The organism is Saccharothrix texasensis (assembly GCF_003752005.1).
Taxonomy (GTDB): Bacteria; Actinomycetota; Actinomycetes; order Mycobacteriales; family Pseudonocardiaceae; genus Actinosynnema; species Actinosynnema texasense.
Map to the genome: position 1 here is coordinate 940,247 of NZ_RJKM01000001.1, position 17,603 is coordinate 957,849.

The window sequence follows — 17,603 nt, forward strand, 5'->3', positions numbered from 1 at the left end:
GTCAGGATAGGCGGCTGTCCTCGCGGGACGTCGCCGAGCCGGGTCCGGCGGCCAGGTCGCCGACCGCGCCCTGCTCCAGCAGCGCCAGGAACACGTCGACCAGGTCCGGGTCGAACCGGGCGCCGCGGCCGGAGCGCAGCTCGCGCACGGCCTGCTCGTGGGTCAACGCGCGCCGGTGCGGCCGGTCGGCGCGCATCGCCGCCCACGCGTCGCACACGGACAGGATCCGCGCCTCGACCCGGATGCGGTCGCGGGCCAGGCCGTTGGGGTAGCCGGCGCCGTCCCACCGCTCGTGGTGCTGGCGGATGACCTCGGCCACCTCGCCGTGGTCGGGCAGCACGCCGACCATGCGGGCGCCGCTGTCGGGGTGCTCGTGCAGCAGGTGCCACTGCTGGTCGGTGAGCGGGCCGGACTCGGTGAGCAGGTCGTCGGGCAGCACGATCATGCCGACGTCGAGCAGCCGTCCCGCGCGGTGCGCGGTGTGGACCTCGGCCGGGTCCCGCTTGAGGTTCTCGGCGACGGTCCGCGCCCACTCGGCGATGGCCAGGCTGCGCCCGGGACTGGCCACGCGCAGGTCGACCAGGTCCGCGACCTGGTTCAGGTAGTCCACCGCGACGTCCTCCCGGTGCTCGGTGAGCGATGTGCCACCGGCGACCGCCCGGTCCCGGCCGAGGTCCTTGGCCAGGTACAACGCGCGGTCAGCCGCCGACACCAGTGCGGACGCGTTGCCGTAGTGCGGCGCGAACGCGGCGGTGCCGGCGGAGAGCGTAACCGTCACCGATCTACGACCGCTCACGGCGATCGGATGGTGGGAGACGCCGTGCCGCAACCGTTCCGCGAGGCGGGTGAGGTTCTCGGCGTCCGCACCGGTCGCGATCAGCGCGAACTCCTCGCCGCCGTACCGGGCGAGCACCCGGCCCTCGCCCGCGATCGCGCGCAGCCGGTTGGCCACCTCGACCAGCACCCGGTCCCCGGCCGGGTGACCGAACCGGTCGTTGATCGACTTGAACCGGTCGACGTCGAGGATCACCACGCCGAGCGGCGACCCGGTGCGCCTGGCCCGGGACACGTCGTCGGCGAGGCGCGCCTCGAAGTAGCGGCGGCTGCGCAGCCGGGTGAGGCTGTCGGTGATGGCGAGGCTGCGCTGGTCGACCGCGAGGCCCGCCAACCGGGTGGCGGTCAGGGCGAACAGCACCGCGCAGCCGGCCGCGATCACCGGCACGTCCCGGCGCACGCCGTGCGCGTGCTGCACGAGCAGCAGCGCGGGCCCGATCAGCGCGGCACCGGACAGGATCGCCAGCCGCGGCCAGCTCAGCCGCAGCGCGGGCACGTCGACGGCCTGCGCCATCCGGCCCATCGACGGGTGCAGGGCGCACGCGCCGAGGGCCAGGTTGCCGGTCAGCCAGATCGCGTCGAGGAAGTTGCCCGCCGCGTAGCTGAGGTCGAGGCGCTGCAACACGTACGCGGTGTCGGCGGTGAGGATCGCGACCAGCCACAGGGCCAGCAGCACGAACGACGCGTCACGCCGGCCGCCGCCGAACAGCAGCCGCAGGGAGACCAGCAGCAGCACCAGGTCCATGAGCGGGTAGGCCAGCGACACCATCTCGACCAGCAGCGGCGTGCCGAGGCGGGTCTGGGGGCCGATCACGAAGACCCACGACAGCAGGCCGGCGACGACGGTGAGCGAGACCGCGTCGAGCAGGCCGGGCAGGTCGCGGTCGGAGCGGCGCTGCCGGATCAGCATGAGCAGGCCGACCACGACGAGCGGGTAGTGGCCGAGGTAGAAGGCGTCGGCGACGGCCGGGTAGCTGGGGTCGCCGAGCACGTAGTGCGACATGTAGAAGGTGGTGTCCGCCAAGGCGTACACGAGTTGGCTCAGGCCGAGCACGAGCCACGGCGCGCGTGGTTCGGGCCGGTTGCGCCGCACGCCCCACCACACGGCCAGCGCGGCGGACGAGCTGACCGCGCAGTAGACGACCACCCGCAGCGGAACCGTGCCGACGAAGATCGGCAGCGCGTAGTAGACCCCGACCGATAACAGGCCGAAAGCGAGGTAGACCATCCACAGCTGATGCTGTTTTCCGATCGGGATTTCGCGGCTTTCGACCGACTTCGCTCCGGCGACGCGCAATCCCGGCACTCCCCACTGAGGCAACGCTGACGTTCGACAAGGCGGGGCTATGAGATCGGCTAAGGGGACTCCACGTCAACTCCCGTTGCCGAGTCTTCATCCACAGAACCGACGACATGCCCGTCCGGGCGGTGCGGGAGGGCTCTATAGAGTGCCTAATGGTCATGCCGCCGTCGTCGGTGACGTGCGGTGCCCGGACGAGGGGAAACGATGGCGAAGGACGCGAAAGACCTGCTGGAGCGGGTGCGGGCGGAACTGCGGGGCGAGGGCGGGACGAACCGGCTGGTGCCGTTGATCGCGTCCGGCGAGGCGCCGCTCGGCACGTTGAAGGCGTTGGCGGCGGAAGAGCACCGCATCGTGCAGAGCGACTGGCGAGCGTTCCTCACGTTGGCCGCGCAGTCTCCCCTGCCCGCGCAGCGCGAGTTCTTCGCGACGGTCGCGGGAGGCGAGGGACTGGCGTTGGCCAAACTGGCCGATTTCGCCGCCGCGACCGGGCTGGGCCCGGATGACGTGGCCGCGTACCGACCGTTGCCGGGGTGTCAGGCATATCCGTCGTACGTGGCCAGGCTGGCGTTGGACGGCAATCCTCACGATGCGCTCCTGGCGATTCTGGCGAACTTCGCGGAATGGGGTGGCTATTGCGCGACGATCGCCGCCGCGCTGCGTGAGCACTACGGTTTCGACGACGCGGGGTGCGCGTTCTTCGACTTCTTCGCCGAGCCCGCGCCGGAGCTGGACGCGCTGGGCCTGCGCGCGCTGGACGACGTCCTGGCCACCGGCTGGTCCCCGGCCGGCGCGATGCCCGCCGCCCGCCTCCTGCACTCCTACGAGCTGATGTTCTGGAACACGCTCGCCGACCTCCCCTGACCCGAGAGTCCCACCCCCACCCCGCGTGAGTCCTCCCTCCACGGCGCGAGAGTCCAACGTTCACGACCACTGAGTTCTACGTTCACGCATCGCCGAGCGTTCAACTCGGGGTGCGTGGACGTCGGACTCTCGCGCCGTGGACGTTGGACTCTCGCGCCGTGGACGTTGGACTCTCGGGTTCAGTGGGGGACGGAGGGTTGGGCGTCCCAGTTCTCGGCCAGGTCGGGGCGGCCGAAGAGGTAGCCCTGGGCGTAGGCGCAGCCGGCGTTGCGCAGCCAGTCCGCCTGGGCCTGCGTCTCGATGCCCTCGGCGACGGTGTGGGCGCCCAGGACCTCCGCCAGGTCGATGATGCAGCGCACGACGCCGGCGGTGCGGCCGGTCTCGGCGAGGGCGTTGGTGAACGACCGGTCGATCTTCACCACGTCGAACGGGTAGCGCTGCAGGTAGCTGAGCGACGAGTAGCCGGTGCCGAAGTCGTCCAGCGCGACCCTCACGCCGGTCTCGCGCACCTCCATCAGCCCGCGCATCGCGGCGCCGTCGGCCCACACCGACTCGGTCACCTCGATCGTCAGCCGTTCCGGCGGCAGGCCCGTGGTCTTCAGCACCCGGTCCAACGACGGCAGGAACGCGGGCGCGGACAGCTGCCTGGTCGACACGTTCACCGTCACCCCGAGCGAGCGCCCCTGCTCACGCCACCTCATCGCCTGCTCGCACGCGCCGGCCAGCACCTTGTTGCCCAGCGGCACGATCAGCCCGGTCTCCTCCGCCAGCCCGATGAACTCGCCGGGCCCGAGCAGCCCGTGCCCCGGCCGCTGCCACCTCACCAGCGCCTCCGCGCCCGCCGCCTCCGACGTCGCCAGGTCCACGATCGGCTGGTAGTGCAGCACCAGCTGCCCGTCGGACACGGCGGTGCGCAGGTCGGCCTTGTCGCGCTGCCGGGCCAGCACCCGTTCGCCCATCTCGGGGCGGAACAGCCGGATCCGCCCGCCGCCTTCGCGCTTGGCCACGTACATCGCGGTGTCCGCGTCGCGCAGCAGGTCCGCCGTCCCGACCCCCGGTGACGACACGGCGACGCCGACGCTGGCCCGGATCACCGTGTCGTGCCCCAAGCCGGTCAGCGGCCGGGCCAGCTCGGACAGGATGCGGGTCGCCAGCCGTGCCGCGTCACGCACGTCGTGGCCGGGCGCGAGGACCGCGAACTCGTCGCCGCCGAGCCGCGCGGCGGTGGCGACGGGTCCGACGGCCCGGCCGATCCGCTCGGCCGCCGACACCAGGTACCAGTCGCCCGCTTCGTGCCCCTCGGCGTCGTTGACCTCCTTGAACCCGTCGAGGTCGATCACCAGCAGGCCGACCGTCTCACCGGCGGGCAGCGCCGCGTCCACCAGGTGCAGGAAGTGCGTGCGCCCGGCGAGCCCGGTCAGCTCGTCGCGCTCGGCCCGGGTGCGCAGCTGGTCTTCCAGCTCGCGGCGCTTGCTCACGTCCAGCGCGGTGACCAGGGTGTGCGGTTCGGAGACGTGCTCGACCGGCACCGCCTGCACCGCGAGCACGCCGGTCGAGCCGTCCGCCCGGGTCACCCGGACCTCCACCGCGTCCTCGGCCGCGCGGCAGCCGCGCGCGCAGGCGGTGATGTCCGGGCCGTGCGGGCACGGCACCCGGCCGGGCGCGTCCTCGGACCACGCGAGCAGCTCGCGGGCCCGGTCGTTGTGCAGCAGGGGCGCGCCCTCGGCGTCGACCAGCACGAGCCCGACCGGGCTGGCCCGCACCACGGTCTCGACGGTGCGGTGCGCGTCCTGCACGAGCCGCGCCGAGCGCGCCGTCTCGTGCAGCGCGGTCGCGACGACGGCCAGGCCCACCAACGGCATCACCACCGAGGCGACCATCGGGCCGGTCACCGCGACCGGGGTGACCGAGAGCCACACCGTGAAGCCGGTCAGGAACCCGAGCAGCGCGGGCATCGCCCGCAGCGGGAACCGCTCGTGGTCGGTGCCGCGGAGCGCGCGCTGCACGGTCACCGCGAACACGAAACCGAGGGCGGGCTGCGGGGTGGGCAGCACGAACATCGCGCCGTGCACGACCGCGCACTCGACCAGCGCGATCAGCCAGCTGTCCCTCATCGGCCGCAGCAGCCACGACAGGAGCACGAGCGGCACCAGCGCGAAGAGCACGAAACGGCCCGGCCCGACGCCCATGACGAGCAGCTGGACCGCGAAGGCGACGGAGCTGAGCCAGGCGTAGGCCTCGGTGAGCCGCCGGATCCGGCGCAGCGCGGGTTGGCCGGGTGACGAGAGCGCGTCGTCCACCACGGTGCGGCTTGGACGAGCCACGCCCCGTTACCCCCAAGTCAAGCGGCGATCGACTGGACACCCCCGCGGAAGATCGAACTATCCATACCGGTGTTCGCGTTCTCAACCGCCATTCGGGTGAGTCCACTATGGACCCCGCCCGGCCGGGCCCCGCCGGTCAGGATCCGGGGGTCGACCCGTGCGGCGGCTCGCTGTCCGGCAGCGGGTCCGGGGTGGTCTCGGCGAGGTCGGCGGCGACCGCCTTGGCCTCGTCGATCGTGCGCCGCGAGGCGGCCAGGCGCGCGTCCTCCTCCGGCGTCTCGACCCGGAAGTCCTCCGCCGAGCGGCTCTCGTGTTCGTGATCGTCAGCCATGCGACCGGGGTTTCCGCGCACCCCGTCGTCAAACTTGGACACCGGCGGCACGGCGGACTACCGTCGATAAGAGCCCGCTGGTTCGTAAAGCCCGTCGAGGAGAGCCGATGTCGAGCACGACGACCGCGCCGCCCCGCCCGTCCGCGCGGCGGCGCGTCACCTTCACGGCGGTGCTCCTCACGCTGACCGCGCTGCTGTTCTGGGTGCCCTGGACCGGTCTGCTCCCGCCGGGCGCGCGGTGGCCGTGGCCGGTGCAGGCGGTCGGCACGGCGTTCTTCGTCGTCACGTCGGTGGCGTTCCCGCTGCTGCTGGTCCGCGCGCACGGCCGCCGGCACTCCGACCGGGCGTCCCGGGTCGCGCACCTGATGCTGGGCGTCGCGTGGGTGTTCTTCTCCTGGACGGTGATCACGCACGTCCTGCGGATCGTGCTGGCGGTGGCGGGCGTGGAGAACCCGTTGCGGGCGCGGGTCGTCGCGCTCACCCTGCTCGTCGTCGGCCTGGCGCTGGTGGGGTACGGCATCCGCGAGGCGCGCCGCGTGCCGCGGGTGAAGCGGACCGAGGTGCCGCTCCCCCGGCTCGACAAGGCGTTCGACGGCCTCACCGTCGCGGTGCTCGCGGACACCCACTACGGCGCGATCGACCGCACGAAGTGGTCCGTCGGCACGGTGGCGGCGGTCAACGCGCTGGACCCGGACGTCGTCGTGCACGTCGGCGACATCGCGGACGGCACGGTGGCGCAACGCCGCGGCCAGGCCGCCGCGCTCGGCGACGTCCGCGCGCGGCACCTGTTCTACGTGTCGGGCAACCACGAGTACATCAGCAACGCCCAGGCGTGGCTGGACCACATGGCCGAGCTGGGCTGGACGAGCCTGCACAACCAGCACCGGGTCCTCGAACGCGGCGACGCGCGGTTGGTGTTCGCGGGCGTGGACGACGTCACCGGCGCGCACTCGGGCGAGACCGGGCACGGCGCGGACCTCGAGGCCGCCCTCGCGGGCACGCGCGCCGACGACCCGGTGGTGCTGCTGGCCCACCAGCCCAGCGAGATCCCCAAGGCGGTGGCGGCGGGCGTGGACCTCCAGCTGTCCGGGCACACGCACGGCGGCCAGATCTGGCCGTTCCACCTGCTGGTGGGGTTGCAGCAGCCGGTGCTGGCGGGGTTGAGCCGCCACGGGGAGCGCACGCGGCTGTACACGAGTCGTGGCGCGGGTTTCTGGGGTCCGCCGCTGCGCGTCTTCGCGCCGAGCGAGATCTCCTTGCTCACACTGCGTTCCGCGTGATTGACGCTCGGTGAGCCGGGGCGTGCGGGAACCCCTCCCTGCCGGCGCACCGCGCGGCGCGGTTGCGCCCGGGCGCGGCCGGGCGGGCATGATCTGCCCGTGAAGGTTCTGGTGGTGGGTGCGAGCGGGTTGGTCGGGCGGCACGTCGTCGAGCGGTTGCGGGAGCGGAGGCACGACGTGACGTCGGTGGCGCGGACCGCGCGGGACGGCGTGGCCCACACCCTCGACGCGACGACGGCCACCGAGGCGGAGTTCCGGGCGTTGCTCGCGGGTCACGACGGCGTGGTGTTCGCGGCCGGCGCGGACGACCGGGAGGTGCCGCGCCGGCCCGCGTACCCGGTGTTCCACCGGGGCAACGTCGCGCCGGTCGTGCGGCTGCTCACCGCCGCGCGCGAGGAGGGGCTGAGCCGGGCCGTGGTGCTCGGGTCGTACTACACGCACTTCCACCGGCTGCACCCCGAGTGGGACCTGGCCGGACGCCACCCGTACATCCGCAGCCGGGTCGAGCAGGCGCGGGCGGGTCGGGCGGCGGCCGGGCCCGGGCTGCCGGTGGCGGTGCTGGAGCTGCCGTTCGTGTTCGGGCGGGCCGGCGACCGGCTGCCGAACTGGTCGGGCCCGTTGGACAAGTGGGTCCGGTCGCGGTCGCCGCTGCTGGCGCCGCCCGGCGGCAGCGCCGCGACGACCGCCGCGCACGTGGCCGACATCGCCGTCGACGCGCTGGAGCGGGCGTCCGGTGAGGACATCCCCGTGGCGGCCGAGAACCTGACGTGGCCGGACATGATCGGCCGCATCGCGGCGGCCGCCGGTCATCCGCGCCCGGTGCGCCGCCTGCCGGGCGCGGTGGTGCGGGTGGCGTTGCGGCTGGGCGGGCTCGCGCAGCGGCTGACGGGCAAGCAGTCCGGGTTGGACCCGGCGCACGCGGGCGCGTTGCTGTTGCGGGAGCTGTTCGTCACGCCGGTCCGGCCGGTGTCGGTGGACGCCGCGGTCGCCGAGACGTTCCCCCGGACCGGTGCGCGCGCCTAGTGGGCGCGGCGGCGGGGTTCCGGCGGGGCGTAGTCGTAGTCGTCCTCGGGCACGTCGAACGGGAGCGGGCGGTTGGTCCACGAGTCGACGAGCACGACGACGGCCGCGCAGACGATGACGACGACGCCGACCCAGGCCAGGCCACCCCAGATGAGGATCCCCGCGATCAGCACCAGCGGCAGGACCATGAACAGGCAGAACGGGTCCACCCGCCCGAAATGCCGCCGTCCTCCGGAACTCGCCATCTACGCCCTCCCAGTCAAGCGCCTCCCCGGGTGAACTTACGCGACGTGGTTCGCCCGGCTGTCAGCCGGGCGGTCACGCAGCGCGTTGTCCGCGGCCGGGGTGCCGGCCGTTCGGCGCGTTCGACGACCGTGCGGGCACGGCCGGGATGATCATGCCGGCTGCAGGGCCGCGGGTGTGGCGGACCCTCGGGATCCGCGGCGGCGTGGCCGGTGGCCCGGCCGGCGCGCTCGGCTGCGGCACGGAGGTCACCGGACTCCGCGGGTGCGGAGTTACACTGCCCGACGTGCCGAATCTGCGGATCAGCGACGCGGCCGCCCTGCTCGGGGTGAGCGACGACAGCGTGCGCCGGTGGATCGACCAGGGCCGCTTGACCGCGGTGCGGCTCGACAGCGGGCGCAAGGGTGTCGACGGCCGCGAGCTGGCCGAGCTCGCCCAGCGCCTGGCCGAGGCGCCGGAGCCGGGGGTGACGGTGGCGGCGTCGGCGCGCAACCGGATGCGCGGGATCGTCACGCGCGTGGTCAAGGACGGGGTCATGGCGCAGGTCGAGCTGCAGGCCGGGCCGTTCCGGGTGGTGTCGCTGATGAGCCGCGACTCGGCCGACGAGCTGGGCCTGGAGGTGGGCGCCGTGGCGGTCGCGTCGATCAAGTCCACGCACGTCGTGGTCGAGATCCCGGAGGCGTGATGCGCGCGCCGGCGCTGGCGGCGCTCCTGGTGGTGGTGGCCGGCTGCGGCACCTCCGGGGGCGCGGCGGACGAGCGGGTCACGGTGTTCGCGGCGGCGTCGCTGACCGAGGTGTTCACCAGGCTGGCCGAGGACTTCGAGGCGGCCCGGCCGGGCGTGGAGGTCGTGGTCAACTTCGGCGGCAGCTCGGCGCTGGCGCGGCAGATCGGGCAGGGCGCGCCGGCGGACGTGTTCGCCTCGGCGGCGCCCGCCGACATGGCGAAGGTGGCCGACGCGGGCGGGACGGCCGCCGCGCCGGTCACGTTCGCGCGCAACCGGTTGACGATCGCGGTGCCGGCGGGCAACCCGGCGGGCGTCACCGGCCTGGCCGACTTCGCGGACGCCGACGCGAAGATCGCGTTGTGCGCGGAGCAGGTGCCGTGCGGCGCGGCGGCGAAGCGGGCGTTCGAGGCCGCCGGGGTGACGGCGCGGCCGGACACGGTGGAGCAGGACGTCAAGGCGGTGCTGACCAAGGTGCGGCTCGGCGAGGTGGACGCCGCGCTGGTGTACCGGACGGACGTGCGGTCGGCCGGCGGGGAGGTCGAGGGCATCGGGTTCCCGGAGGCCGACCGGGCGGTCAACGACTACCCGATCGCGCCCTTGGCCGAGGCGCGCAACCCGGCCGGCGCGCGGGCGTTCGTGGACTTCGTGCGGTCCGACCGGGGTCGGGCGGCGCTCGCCGAGGCCGGGTTCGACGCGCCGTGAGGTCGACGCGCCGCCGGGTCGCCCGCCGCCGGACCGGGGGCCGGCTGCCGGTGGCGCTGGTGCTGCCGGCCGTGGTCGGGCTCGCGTTCCTGCTCGTCCCGCTGGTCGGGTTGCTGGCCCGCACGCCGTGGAGCACGGTGCCGTCGCGGTTGGCCGGCCCGGCGGTCGGCGAGGCGCTGCGGTTGTCGTTGGTGTGCGCGAGCCTGGCGACGGTGGTGTGCCTGGTGCTGGGCGTGCCGCTGGCGTGGCTGCTGGCGCGCGGCGACGTGCCGGGGCGGGGTGTGCTGCGGGCGTTGGTGACGGTGCCGCTGGTGCTGCCGCCGGTGGTGGGCGGGGTGGCGTTGCTGCTCGTGCTCGGCAGGCGCGGGCTCGTCGGGCAGTACCTCGACGCGTGGTTCGGCCTCTCGCTGCCGTTCACCACCGCCGGGGTGGTGCTGGCGGAGGCGTTCGTGGCGATGCCGTTCCTGGTCATCTCGGTGGAGGGGGCGTTGCGCGCGGCCGACCCGCGCTACGAGGAGGCCGCCGCGACGCTGGGCGCGTCGCGCTGGACGGCGTTCCGGCGGGTGACGTTGCCGTCGATCCTGCCGGGGGTGGTCGCGGGCACGGTGCTGTGCTGGGCGCGGGCGTTGGGCGAGTTCGGGGCCACCATCACGTTCGCGGGCAACTTCCCGGGCGAGACGACCACCATGCCGCTGGCCGTGTACCTGGCCCTGGAGACCGATCCGGACGCGGCGATCGTGCTGAGCGTGGTGCTGCTGCTGGTGTCCGTCGGTGTGCTGGCCGCCCTGCGCGACCGGTGGGTCAGCGGGCCGTCATGACGTTGCACGCCGACCTGAGGGTCGCTCGTGGCGCGTTCCGGCTGGACGCGCGGCTGGTGGTGGAGCCGGGCGAGGTGGTCGCGCTGCTCGGCCCGAACGGCGCGGGCAAGAGCACCGCGCTGCGCGCCCTGGCCGGGCTGCTGCCGTTGAGCGGCGGGCACATCCGGCTCGGCGGGCAGGCGTGGGACGTGCCGCCGGAGGTGTTCCGGCCCGCCGAGCGGCGTCCGATCGGCGTGGTGTTCCAGGACTACCTGCTCTTCGCGCACCTGTCCGCGGTGGAGAACGTCGCGTTCGGGCTGCGCGCCCGGGGCGTACGACGCGCGGCGGCGCGGGCGGAGGCGGCGCGGTGGCTGGACCGCGTCGGGCTGGCCGCGCACGCGAAGGCCAAGCCGCGCACGCTGTCCGGCGGGCAGGCGCAGCGCGTCGCGCTGGCCCGCGCCCTGGCCACCGGCCCGGACCTGCTGCTGCTGGACGAGCCGCTGGCCGCGCTGGACGCCGCCACGCGGCTGCACGTGCGCGCGGAGCTGGGCAGGCACCTGCGCGACTTCCCCGGTCACACGCTGCTCGTCACGCACGACCCGCTGGACGCGATGGTGCTGGCCGACCGGTTGGTGGTGCTGGAGCACGGCGAGGTCGTGCAGGAGGGCGCACCGGCCGAGGTGGCCCGCCGGCCGCGCACGGACTACGTCGCCGACCTGGTCGGCCTCAACCTGTACCGCGGCACGGCGCACGGCACGACCGTGTCGTTGGACGCCGGCGGCACGCTCACCGTGGCGGAGCCGGCGACCGGGCCGGTGCACGTGGTGTTCCCCCCGACCGCGGTCGGCCTGCACCCGGCGCGGCCGGCCGGCAGCCCGCGCAACGCGTGGCGCGTCACCGTGGCCGGGATCGAGCGGCACGCCCACACCACGCGCGTGCGGCTGGACGGCGAGCCGCCCGTGCTGGCCGACGTGACCACCGCGACCGTCGCCGACCTGCGCCTGCGGCCCGGTGACGAGCTGTGGGCCGCCGTGAAGGCCACCGAGACGCGCGTCTACCCCTCGTGACGAGTGTGAGTGACCAACCACTCTTCTATCGATTCCACTTGACACAGGAGGCCACGACCGCGTTGACTCATTTGTGAGTGACTGACCACTCATACATTGGAGGAGCGATGAGCCAGCAGTCCGCCGAGCAGGTCCTGGAAGTCGTGCTGCCGGGCGCGGTCGAGCCCGACGGCCTGGAGCTGCGCCGCCGCGAGCGCCCGGTCCCCGGTCCGGGCCTGGCGTTGGTGCGGGTCGAGGCGTCCGGGGTCTCCTTCGCCGAGAAGCAGATGCGCAAGGGCAAGTACTTCGACCAGCCCCCGTTCCCGTTCGTGCCCGGCTACGACCTGGTCGGCACGGTCGCCGAGGTCGGCCCCGGGGTGGCCGCGACGCTGGTCGGCGGCCGGGTCGCGGCGCTGACCAAGACCGGCGGCTGGGCCAGCCACGCGCTGGTGGACGCGGCCGACCTGGTGCCGGTCCCGGCGGGCGTCGACGCGGCCGAGGCGGAGGCGCTGGTCGTCAACGGGATCACCGCGTGGCAGATGCTGCACGGCTTCGCCGAGGTCCGCGCCGGCCAGACGGTGCTCGTGCTGGGCGCCAACGGCGGTGTCGGGTCGCTGCTCGTGCAGCTGGCCGTGCTCGCCGGCGCACGGGTGATCGGCACCGCCTCGGCGCGGCACCACGACGCGGTGCGGGCGCTGGGCGCCGTCCCGGTCGACTACCGCGACGCCGACGTGCCGGGCAAGGTCCGGGACCTGGCGCCCGACGGCGTGGACGCGGTGTTCGACCACGTCGGCGGGCCCGGCCTGGTCGACTCCTACCGCCTGCTCGCCCGGCGCGGCAGGCTCGTCGCCTACGGCAGCGCGTCCACGAAGGACGAGCCCGGCTCGTCGCGGCTGCCGGTGCTGAAGCTGGTCGTGCGGCTGCTGTGGTGGAACGCCCTGCCCGACGGGCGCCGCGCCACGTTCTTCAACGTCTGGGCGGGCAAGCGCGACCCGGCCCGGTTCCGCGCCCGCCTGGCCCGTGACCTCGGCGCGGTGTTCGCCCTGCTCGCCGAGGGCTCCCTGACGCCCGCGATCGCCGCCCGCGTGCCGCTGGAGCGGGTGGCCGACGCGGTGCGCCTGGCGGAGTCCGGCACGGTTACCGGCAAGGTCGTCCTCCTCCCCTGACCTGGGACGGAGCAACGGCTCCCGACAACGCCCACCACGGGTATCGCGCCCGTCACGGGTGCGGGTGAAGAATGTGGCGACGAGTGGAGGATTCCGCTCGACCCGATCGCCTTTCCGATAACCCTCCCGTCGCCACTCAAACGGGTGACTGAGGTTTTTTCAAGGGAAGTCAGTGCCCGGCGTTGTCGGGGACGAGGGCGGTTTTGGTGATCGTGCCGATGCGGCTGGGGTTGATGGTGGCGTGCTGGAGTGCGTGCCACGGTTGCTTGCTCAGCAGCAGCGTGTTCGCCCGGGACTCGGAGGTTGCGCAGCGGTGTGTTGTGGGCTCGGTTGTCCACGTGGACAGCGCCGGGACCGCGTGGGCGCGGGCCACGCGCAGGTTGTGAAACAGGTCAACCCCGACTTCCCCAGGATCCGGCCGATGTCGTGGGGGCAGGAGCGGGAGCGACGCAATGGGCGGGTGGCGGTGTTCCTGCCGAGGTCGGTGTTCTTGCGTGGTCGAGGGCGTCGAGCTGCCGCAGTACCTCTTCGGCGTCCGACTCGCGGCCTTGCTGCCGGCACATGACCAGGGCTTCGCGCCAGGCCGCGCGGGCATGGTCGTGCTCGCCGAGCGCGGCGTGCGGAGAGCCGAGGTGCCCGAGGGTGCTGGCGGCGTCGTAGTCGTTGCCGAGGCTGCGGCGCAGGGCGAGGGCTTGCCTGTAGTAGCGCACGGCTTGGTGGTGGTCGCCGGTGTTGTGTTCGACGTAGCCGAGCGGTAGTTGTCAATTCAGATGAGACAGGTTGTGTTTACGGGGTCGGCTGCGGTTGCCCGACGGGTTGGTTGATCCAGGCTGCCTCGGGCAGTCGGGGTGGCCGGGGTCGGTGTGCGAAGCGTTGCGGATATCGGGTGTGGGCGCGGTCGAGGGTGGCCTGTCTTTGGTCGCGGATCTGATCGGCGGTTCCGAAGTGGACGGACGCGGGGGTGTGCATGCCGATGCCTGAGTGTCGGTGTTCGTGGTTGTAGGCGAGGAAGAACTCCTCGCAGAACGCGCGGGCGTCCTCCAGTGAGCCGAACCGGTCGGGAAAGTCGGGCATGTACTTCATCGTCTTGAACTGGGCCTCGGAGTAGGGGTTGTCGTTGGAGACGCGGGGGCGGGAGTGGGAGCGGAGCACGCCGAGGTCGACCAGGAGCCCGGAGACGGGCTTGGAGACCATCGCGCCACCGCGGTCGGCGTGGACCGTGTGCGGCGCGGTGCCGTTGCGGGCGACGGCGTCGGCGAGGAAGTCCCTGGCCACGACCGCGTCCTCCGCGGCGGCGACCAGCCACCCGGTGACGTACCGGGAGAAGATGTCCAGCACGACGTAGCAGCGGTACCAGACGCCCTTCACCGGCCCTTTCAGCGCGGTGATGTCCCAGGACCACACCTGGCTCGGGCCGTGGGCGAGCAGTTCGGGCCGGGCGCGGGGTGGATGGGTGGCGACGCGGCGGCGTTCGCGGACCTGCCCGGCGGCGCGGGCGATCCGGTACATCGTCGACACCGAGCACCGGTAGCGGCCCTCGTCCAGCTCCCGCACCCACACCTGCGGAATCGCCAGGTCCCGGTAGGCCGGGCTGGTCAACACCTCCAGCACCCCGGCGCGTTCGGCGGCGTCCAGGGCGTGCGGCGGCGGACGACGGCGCGGTCGGGGGCCGTGCACCGGGCCCGTCGCCCCGAGGCGGCGGTAGTGCGTGGCCCGGGACCTGCCGGTCAACGCGCACGACGTGGTCACCGGGACCAGAGCGGCACGCAACTCGCCGAAGGCAGTCGTCAAGACCTCGTCGGCGGCCTGTCCTCGTCCGTGCTCCCGGAGAGTTCTTCCAAGAGCGCGTGTGCTTTTCCCATGATGTCCAGTGCCATTCGGGTCTTGGCCAGGTCGGAGGTCAGTTTCGCGTTCTGCCGGCGCAATCTCTCCAACTCGATCTGCTCGGTCGACTTCCTCCTCGGTTCCGCCGGCTCGGCCGGTCCGCTTCCCAGCCGGCCCGCGTCACGGGCCCGGGTCCACTCGATGACGTGCGAGGAGTACAGGCCCTCGCGACGCAGGATCGCGCCCTTCTCCCCGTTCGGGGCGTTCTCGTACTCGGCGACCAGGGCGAGCTTGTACTCGGCGGTGAACGTCCGCCGGGACGGACGCGCGGCCGGATCGGCCGGTGTCCCGCCGGAGGAACGCCGAGGCGGCTTGTCGGATGGGGTGGACACGAGCACAAGGATCTCCGATCCCGCTCTTGATCAGGAACCCCGCTCACACGAGGTGTCTCACAGCAGTCTGACCAAGAGGGGAGGCCGTCGAGGGTGTTGGCTTCACCGGTAGGGTTGTGGTGTCGCCGGTGCAGGGTGAGGGCGGCGTGGAAGTGGCCGCGTGCGGTGTCGTGGTCGCCGAGTCGGGCGGTGTACCAGCCCACGGCGTTGTGTCCGTGGGCTTCGCACAATGGCCGGTCGAGTCCGCGGGACAGGTGCAGTGCCTGTTTGGCGTGATCGAGGGCTTTGTGATCGTCGTGCCTGCCCCACACCCGTGCGAGTGTCAGGAGGGCGTGCGCCTGTTCGTAGAGGGCTTCGTGGTCCTCGGCGAGACCGAGGACGTGGTGCAGGTGGCCGATCGCTTCCTCGTGCAACCCCACGGCGGCGCAGGCGCGCCCGAGGTGCCGGTGGGCTACGAGGCGGGTCACCTGGTCGGGCAGGTGCTCCGCGGCCTGCGCCGCGGCACGCCACGCGGCGAGGCGGTCGTGACGATGGCCTCGCCGGTGGTGGAACGTGTCCAGGGACATCGCCAACCACCACACGGTGTGGTGGCTGTGCCGGAGGGCCGCGACGTGCTGGGCGGCGAGCAGGGTGGCGCGCTCGGAGTCGAACCAGGCCAACGCCTCGGTCGCATCGGCCGGTGAATGGATGTGCGTGCCGGGTGAGGGTGCCGCGAGTCCGAGGGGTCCGCGGTGTACGTCCAGCATCAGATCGGCGTGGTGGGCGGTGTGGGTGTAGAAGTCGAGCACGCGTCCCAGTGCCGCTTGCCGTGCCTGTTCGGTCAGATCGCGGTGGGCGGTGGTGGCGGCGTAAGCGCGGACGAGGTCGTGCATCGCGTAGCGGCCGCCAGGCGCCTGGGTGATCAGGGATGCGTCCGTCAGTGCGCGGAGCACGGAGTGCGTCTCGCGTGCGGACAGTCCGGTGAGGTTGATGGCGGCGGGCAGACCGGAGTCGGATCCCGGGGCGATCGCGAGCAGCGCGAACGCTGCGCGGTGCCGTTCGGCGAGGTGGCGCAGGGACCAGGACAGCACGACGGCCAGGCAAGAGTCGGGGTCGCCTGAGCTCAGGGCGTCCAAGCCGAATTCACGCAGGTCGGCGACGATGTCATCGAGGAGGTGGGGGTGGGTGCGGATGCGTGCGGTGATCAGGCCGAGAGCGAGGGGCAATCCGCCGCACAGCGTGATCAGCTCGGTGACCGCTTGCTGGGAGGTGACAGGGGTCTGGGCGTCGGTGAGCGCGGTGGCGAGCAGGGTGCGAGCCTCGGCGTCGGTGAGCACGTCGACGCGGACAGGTCGGGCACTGTGGCGGGTGATCAGGGTGGGGAGCCGGTTGCGGCTGGTGATCAGGACGGTGCACGCGTCGCCGCCGGGTAGCAGAGGTACGACTTGGTCGGCGGTGGCTGCGTTGTCGAGCAGGATCAGCATCCGTTTGCCGGTGGTGTGGGTGCGGTAGAGCGCGGCACGGGCGTCGACGTCCTGAGGAAGGAGCCCGCGGTCGACGCCCAGGGCTGCGAGGAAATCGGCCAGCACGTCGGTTGCCTGCCGGGGATGGTCCGGGCTGAAGCCGCGGAGGTCGACCCACAGGTGTCCGTCGGGGAACCGGTCGGTGTGCTGGTGGGCCCAGTGCAGTGCCAGTGAGGTTTTTCCCATGCCTCCGGTGCCGATGATGGAGGCGATGGCGACTGGGCCGGTTGTGCCCGTCGCGTCCAGGTGGTTGTCCAGTTGTCGCAGTGCGTCCTCGCGGCCGACGAACGACGAGAGAGCGGCGGGCAGCTGACGAGGCACCACCGGTTGGGGCGCTGCGGCTGTGTGGGCTGTGCTCGTGGGTGCTGCGACGAGGCGGGGATCGGCGGCGAGGATCTGCCGATGCAGCTCCTGCAGGGCGGCGCCGGGGTCGGTGCCCAACTCTTCTACGAGTTGCGTGCGGACGTGTCTGTAGTGCTCCAAGGCGTCAGTGGTGCGCCCAGCACGATGCAGAGCCGTTAGGTACTGAGCTGCTACCCGCTCGTTCAACGGGTGCCGCGTGGCACGGGCGGACAGCTCTGCCAGCAGCTCGCCGCCGTCTCCGGCGCACAACCGGGCGTCGACCAGTTCGTGCTCGGCCGTCAGCCGCTCTTGTTCCAAGCGGTCGCGCTCGGCTCGCACCCACTCCCCGTCCACGCCGGTCAGTGGTTCCCCGCGCCACAATCCCAGTGCGTCGGTCAGCATTCGCACCGCCGGCTCGTCGTCGACTTCCGCGTCGACAGCGGCGCACAGCTCGCGGAACCGGTGCAGGTCCGTCAGCGGCCCGGTCATGTCGGTGACCAGGGCGTAGCCGCCCGACCGGCGCACGATGGCCAGACCGCCCGCGCCGGCCAGCGCTCGTCGCAGCCGGGAGATGTAGTTGTGCAGTGTCGACCGAGCCCGCGGTGCGCCATCGGCACCCCAGACCCGCTCGATCAGCAGATCCACCGACACCACCCGCCCGGCGTCGACAGCCAGGGCGGCCAGCACGCACCGCTGCCTGGGCGTGCCCAGGTCTACCCGCCGGCCGCCGACCTCCGCGGCCACTTCCCCCAACAGACGCAACAGCACCGCCACGCCGGCCACCCCCGTTCCGGATATCCCCGGCCACCAGGCATAGCGGCTGGAGCAGCGCCGTACAGAGAACCTGTGAGAAGTTCACACGATCGGCCGTGCATCCTGACCCGGTCCACCGCCCGCACTGACTGAT

General features: G+C 72.9%; 15 protein-coding genes. 8 read left to right on the forward strand and 7 right to left on the reverse strand.

The window, feature by feature from the left end; all coding sequences use genetic code 11:
* Position 1: 1 nt before the first annotated feature.
* Positions 2-2,062, reverse strand: a complete 2,061-nt coding sequence (locus EDD40_RS03825; RefSeq protein WP_123741674.1) for a diguanylate cyclase — start codon at positions 2,060-2,062, stop codon at positions 2-4.
* A gap of 279 nt (positions 2,063-2,341) precedes the next feature.
* Between EDD40_RS03825 and EDD40_RS03830 the strand changes: the two genes are divergently transcribed.
* Positions 2,342-2,998, forward strand: a complete 657-nt coding sequence (locus EDD40_RS03830) for a thiaminase II/PqqC family protein (protein WP_123741675.1) — start codon at positions 2,342-2,344, stop codon at positions 2,996-2,998.
* A 179-nt stretch (positions 2,999-3,177) separates the two neighbouring features.
* On the opposite strand, the gene EDD40_RS03835 is transcribed toward EDD40_RS03830, so the two are convergent.
* Positions 3,178-5,322, reverse strand: a complete 2,145-nt coding sequence (locus EDD40_RS03835; RefSeq protein WP_148088672.1) for a putative bifunctional diguanylate cyclase/phosphodiesterase — start codon at positions 5,320-5,322, stop codon at positions 3,178-3,180.
* 136 nt (positions 5,323-5,458) lie between these two features.
* Complete coding sequence (locus EDD40_RS03840) at positions 5,459-5,653, reverse strand: hypothetical protein (RefSeq protein WP_123741677.1); 195 nt, start codon at positions 5,651-5,653, stop codon at positions 5,459-5,461.
* 107 nt (positions 5,654-5,760) lie between these two features.
* Between EDD40_RS03840 and EDD40_RS03845 the strand changes: the two genes are divergently transcribed.
* Together EDD40_RS03845 and EDD40_RS03850 are read left to right on the forward strand one after the other, a co-directional pair.
* Positions 5,761-6,933, forward strand: a complete 1,173-nt coding sequence (locus EDD40_RS03845) for a metallophosphoesterase (protein ID WP_123741678.1) — start codon at positions 5,761-5,763, stop codon at positions 6,931-6,933.
* Positions 6,934-7,032: 99 nt separating this feature from the next.
* On the forward strand, positions 7,033-7,956 hold the full coding sequence (locus EDD40_RS03850) for an NAD-dependent epimerase/dehydratase family protein (RefSeq protein WP_123741679.1): 924 nt from the start codon (positions 7,033-7,035) through the stop codon (positions 7,954-7,956).
* On the opposite strand, the gene EDD40_RS03855 is transcribed toward EDD40_RS03850, so the two are convergent.
* On the reverse strand, positions 7,953-8,201 hold the full coding sequence (locus tag EDD40_RS03855) for a hypothetical protein (protein ID WP_148088673.1): 249 nt from the start codon (positions 8,199-8,201) through the stop codon (positions 7,953-7,955). The genes EDD40_RS03850 and EDD40_RS03855 overlap by 4 nt on opposite strands.
* Before the next feature lie 284 nt (positions 8,202-8,485).
* On the opposite strand from EDD40_RS03855, the gene EDD40_RS03860 reads away from it, so the two are divergent.
* The 5 genes from EDD40_RS03860 (at position 8,486) to EDD40_RS03880 (ending at position 12,636) form a co-directional block, all read left to right on the forward strand.
* Positions 8,486-8,884 (forward strand): TOBE domain-containing protein, encoded by a 399-nt coding sequence (locus EDD40_RS03860; protein WP_123747731.1) that lies wholly within the window; start codon positions 8,486-8,488, stop codon positions 8,882-8,884.
* Positions 8,884-9,627, forward strand: a complete 744-nt coding sequence (modA, locus tag EDD40_RS03865) for a molybdate ABC transporter substrate-binding protein (protein WP_123747732.1) — start codon at positions 8,884-8,886, stop codon at positions 9,625-9,627. The genes EDD40_RS03860 and modA overlap by 1 nt, the downstream gene beginning before the upstream one ends.
* Positions 9,624-10,445 (forward strand): molybdate ABC transporter permease subunit, encoded by an 822-nt coding sequence (modB, locus tag EDD40_RS03870; RefSeq protein WP_123741681.1) that lies wholly within the window; start codon positions 9,624-9,626, stop codon positions 10,443-10,445. The genes modA and modB overlap by 4 nt, the downstream gene beginning before the upstream one ends.
* The gene (locus EDD40_RS03875) at positions 10,442-11,491 is read left to right on the forward strand and encodes an ABC transporter ATP-binding protein (RefSeq protein WP_123747733.1); all 1,050 of its coding nucleotides are present in this window, start codon (positions 10,442-10,444) and stop codon (positions 11,489-11,491) included. Before modB ends, EDD40_RS03875 begins: the two co-directional genes overlap by 4 nt.
* 107 nt (positions 11,492-11,598) lie before the next feature.
* Positions 11,599-12,636: a medium chain dehydrogenase/reductase family protein gene (locus tag EDD40_RS03880; RefSeq protein WP_123741682.1), complete on the forward strand. Its 1,038-nt coding sequence runs from the start codon at positions 11,599-11,601 to the stop codon at positions 12,634-12,636.
* Between the two features lie 392 nt (positions 12,637-13,028).
* Here the strand turns inward: EDD40_RS03880 and EDD40_RS03890 are convergent, their stop codons facing one another.
* The 3 genes from EDD40_RS03890 to EDD40_RS03900 form a co-directional block, all read right to left on the reverse strand.
* Positions 13,029-13,346 (reverse strand): hypothetical protein, encoded by a 318-nt coding sequence (locus EDD40_RS03890; RefSeq protein WP_123741684.1) that lies wholly within the window; start codon positions 13,344-13,346, stop codon positions 13,029-13,031.
* Positions 13,347-13,422: 76 nt separating this feature from the next.
* A complete protein-coding gene (locus EDD40_RS03895; RefSeq protein WP_148088674.1) occupies positions 13,423-14,427 on the reverse strand; it encodes a DDE-type integrase/transposase/recombinase in 1,005 nt (334 codons plus the stop codon).
* A gap of 109 nt (positions 14,428-14,536) precedes the next feature.
* On the reverse strand, positions 14,537-17,470 hold the full coding sequence (locus EDD40_RS03900) for an AfsR/SARP family transcriptional regulator (RefSeq protein WP_148088675.1): 2,934 nt from the start codon (positions 17,468-17,470) through the stop codon (positions 14,537-14,539).
* Between the last annotated feature and the right edge of the window lie 133 nt (positions 17,471-17,603).

What these genes read in the sequence shown, in the direction of transcription:
- EDD40_RS03825 (WP_123741674.1), bottom strand. Translation starts at nt 2,062, where the DNA reads ATGGTCTACCTCGCTTTCGGCCTGTTATCGGTCGGGGTCTACTACGCG.
- EDD40_RS03830 (WP_123741675.1), top strand. Translation starts at nt 2,342, where the DNA reads ATGGCGAAGGACGCGAAAGACCTGCTGGAGCGGGTGCGGGCGGAACTG.
- EDD40_RS03840 (WP_123741677.1), bottom strand. Translation starts at nt 5,653, where the DNA reads ATGGCTGACGATCACGAACACGAGAGCCGCTCGGCGGAGGACTTCCGG.
- EDD40_RS03845 (WP_123741678.1), top strand. Translation starts at nt 5,761, where the DNA reads ATGTCGAGCACGACGACCGCGCCGCCCCGCCCGTCCGCGCGGCGGCGC.
- EDD40_RS03855 (WP_148088673.1), bottom strand. Translation starts at nt 8,201, where the DNA reads ATGGCGAGTTCCGGAGGACGGCGGCATTTCGGGCGGGTGGACCCGTTC.
- modA (WP_123747732.1), top strand. Translation starts at nt 8,884, where the DNA reads ATGCGCGCGCCGGCGCTGGCGGCGCTCCTGGTGGTGGTGGCCGGCTGC.
- EDD40_RS03875 (WP_123747733.1), top strand. Translation starts at nt 10,442, where the DNA reads ATGACGTTGCACGCCGACCTGAGGGTCGCTCGTGGCGCGTTCCGGCTG.
- EDD40_RS03880 (WP_123741682.1), top strand. Translation starts at nt 11,599, where the DNA reads ATGAGCCAGCAGTCCGCCGAGCAGGTCCTGGAAGTCGTGCTGCCGGGC.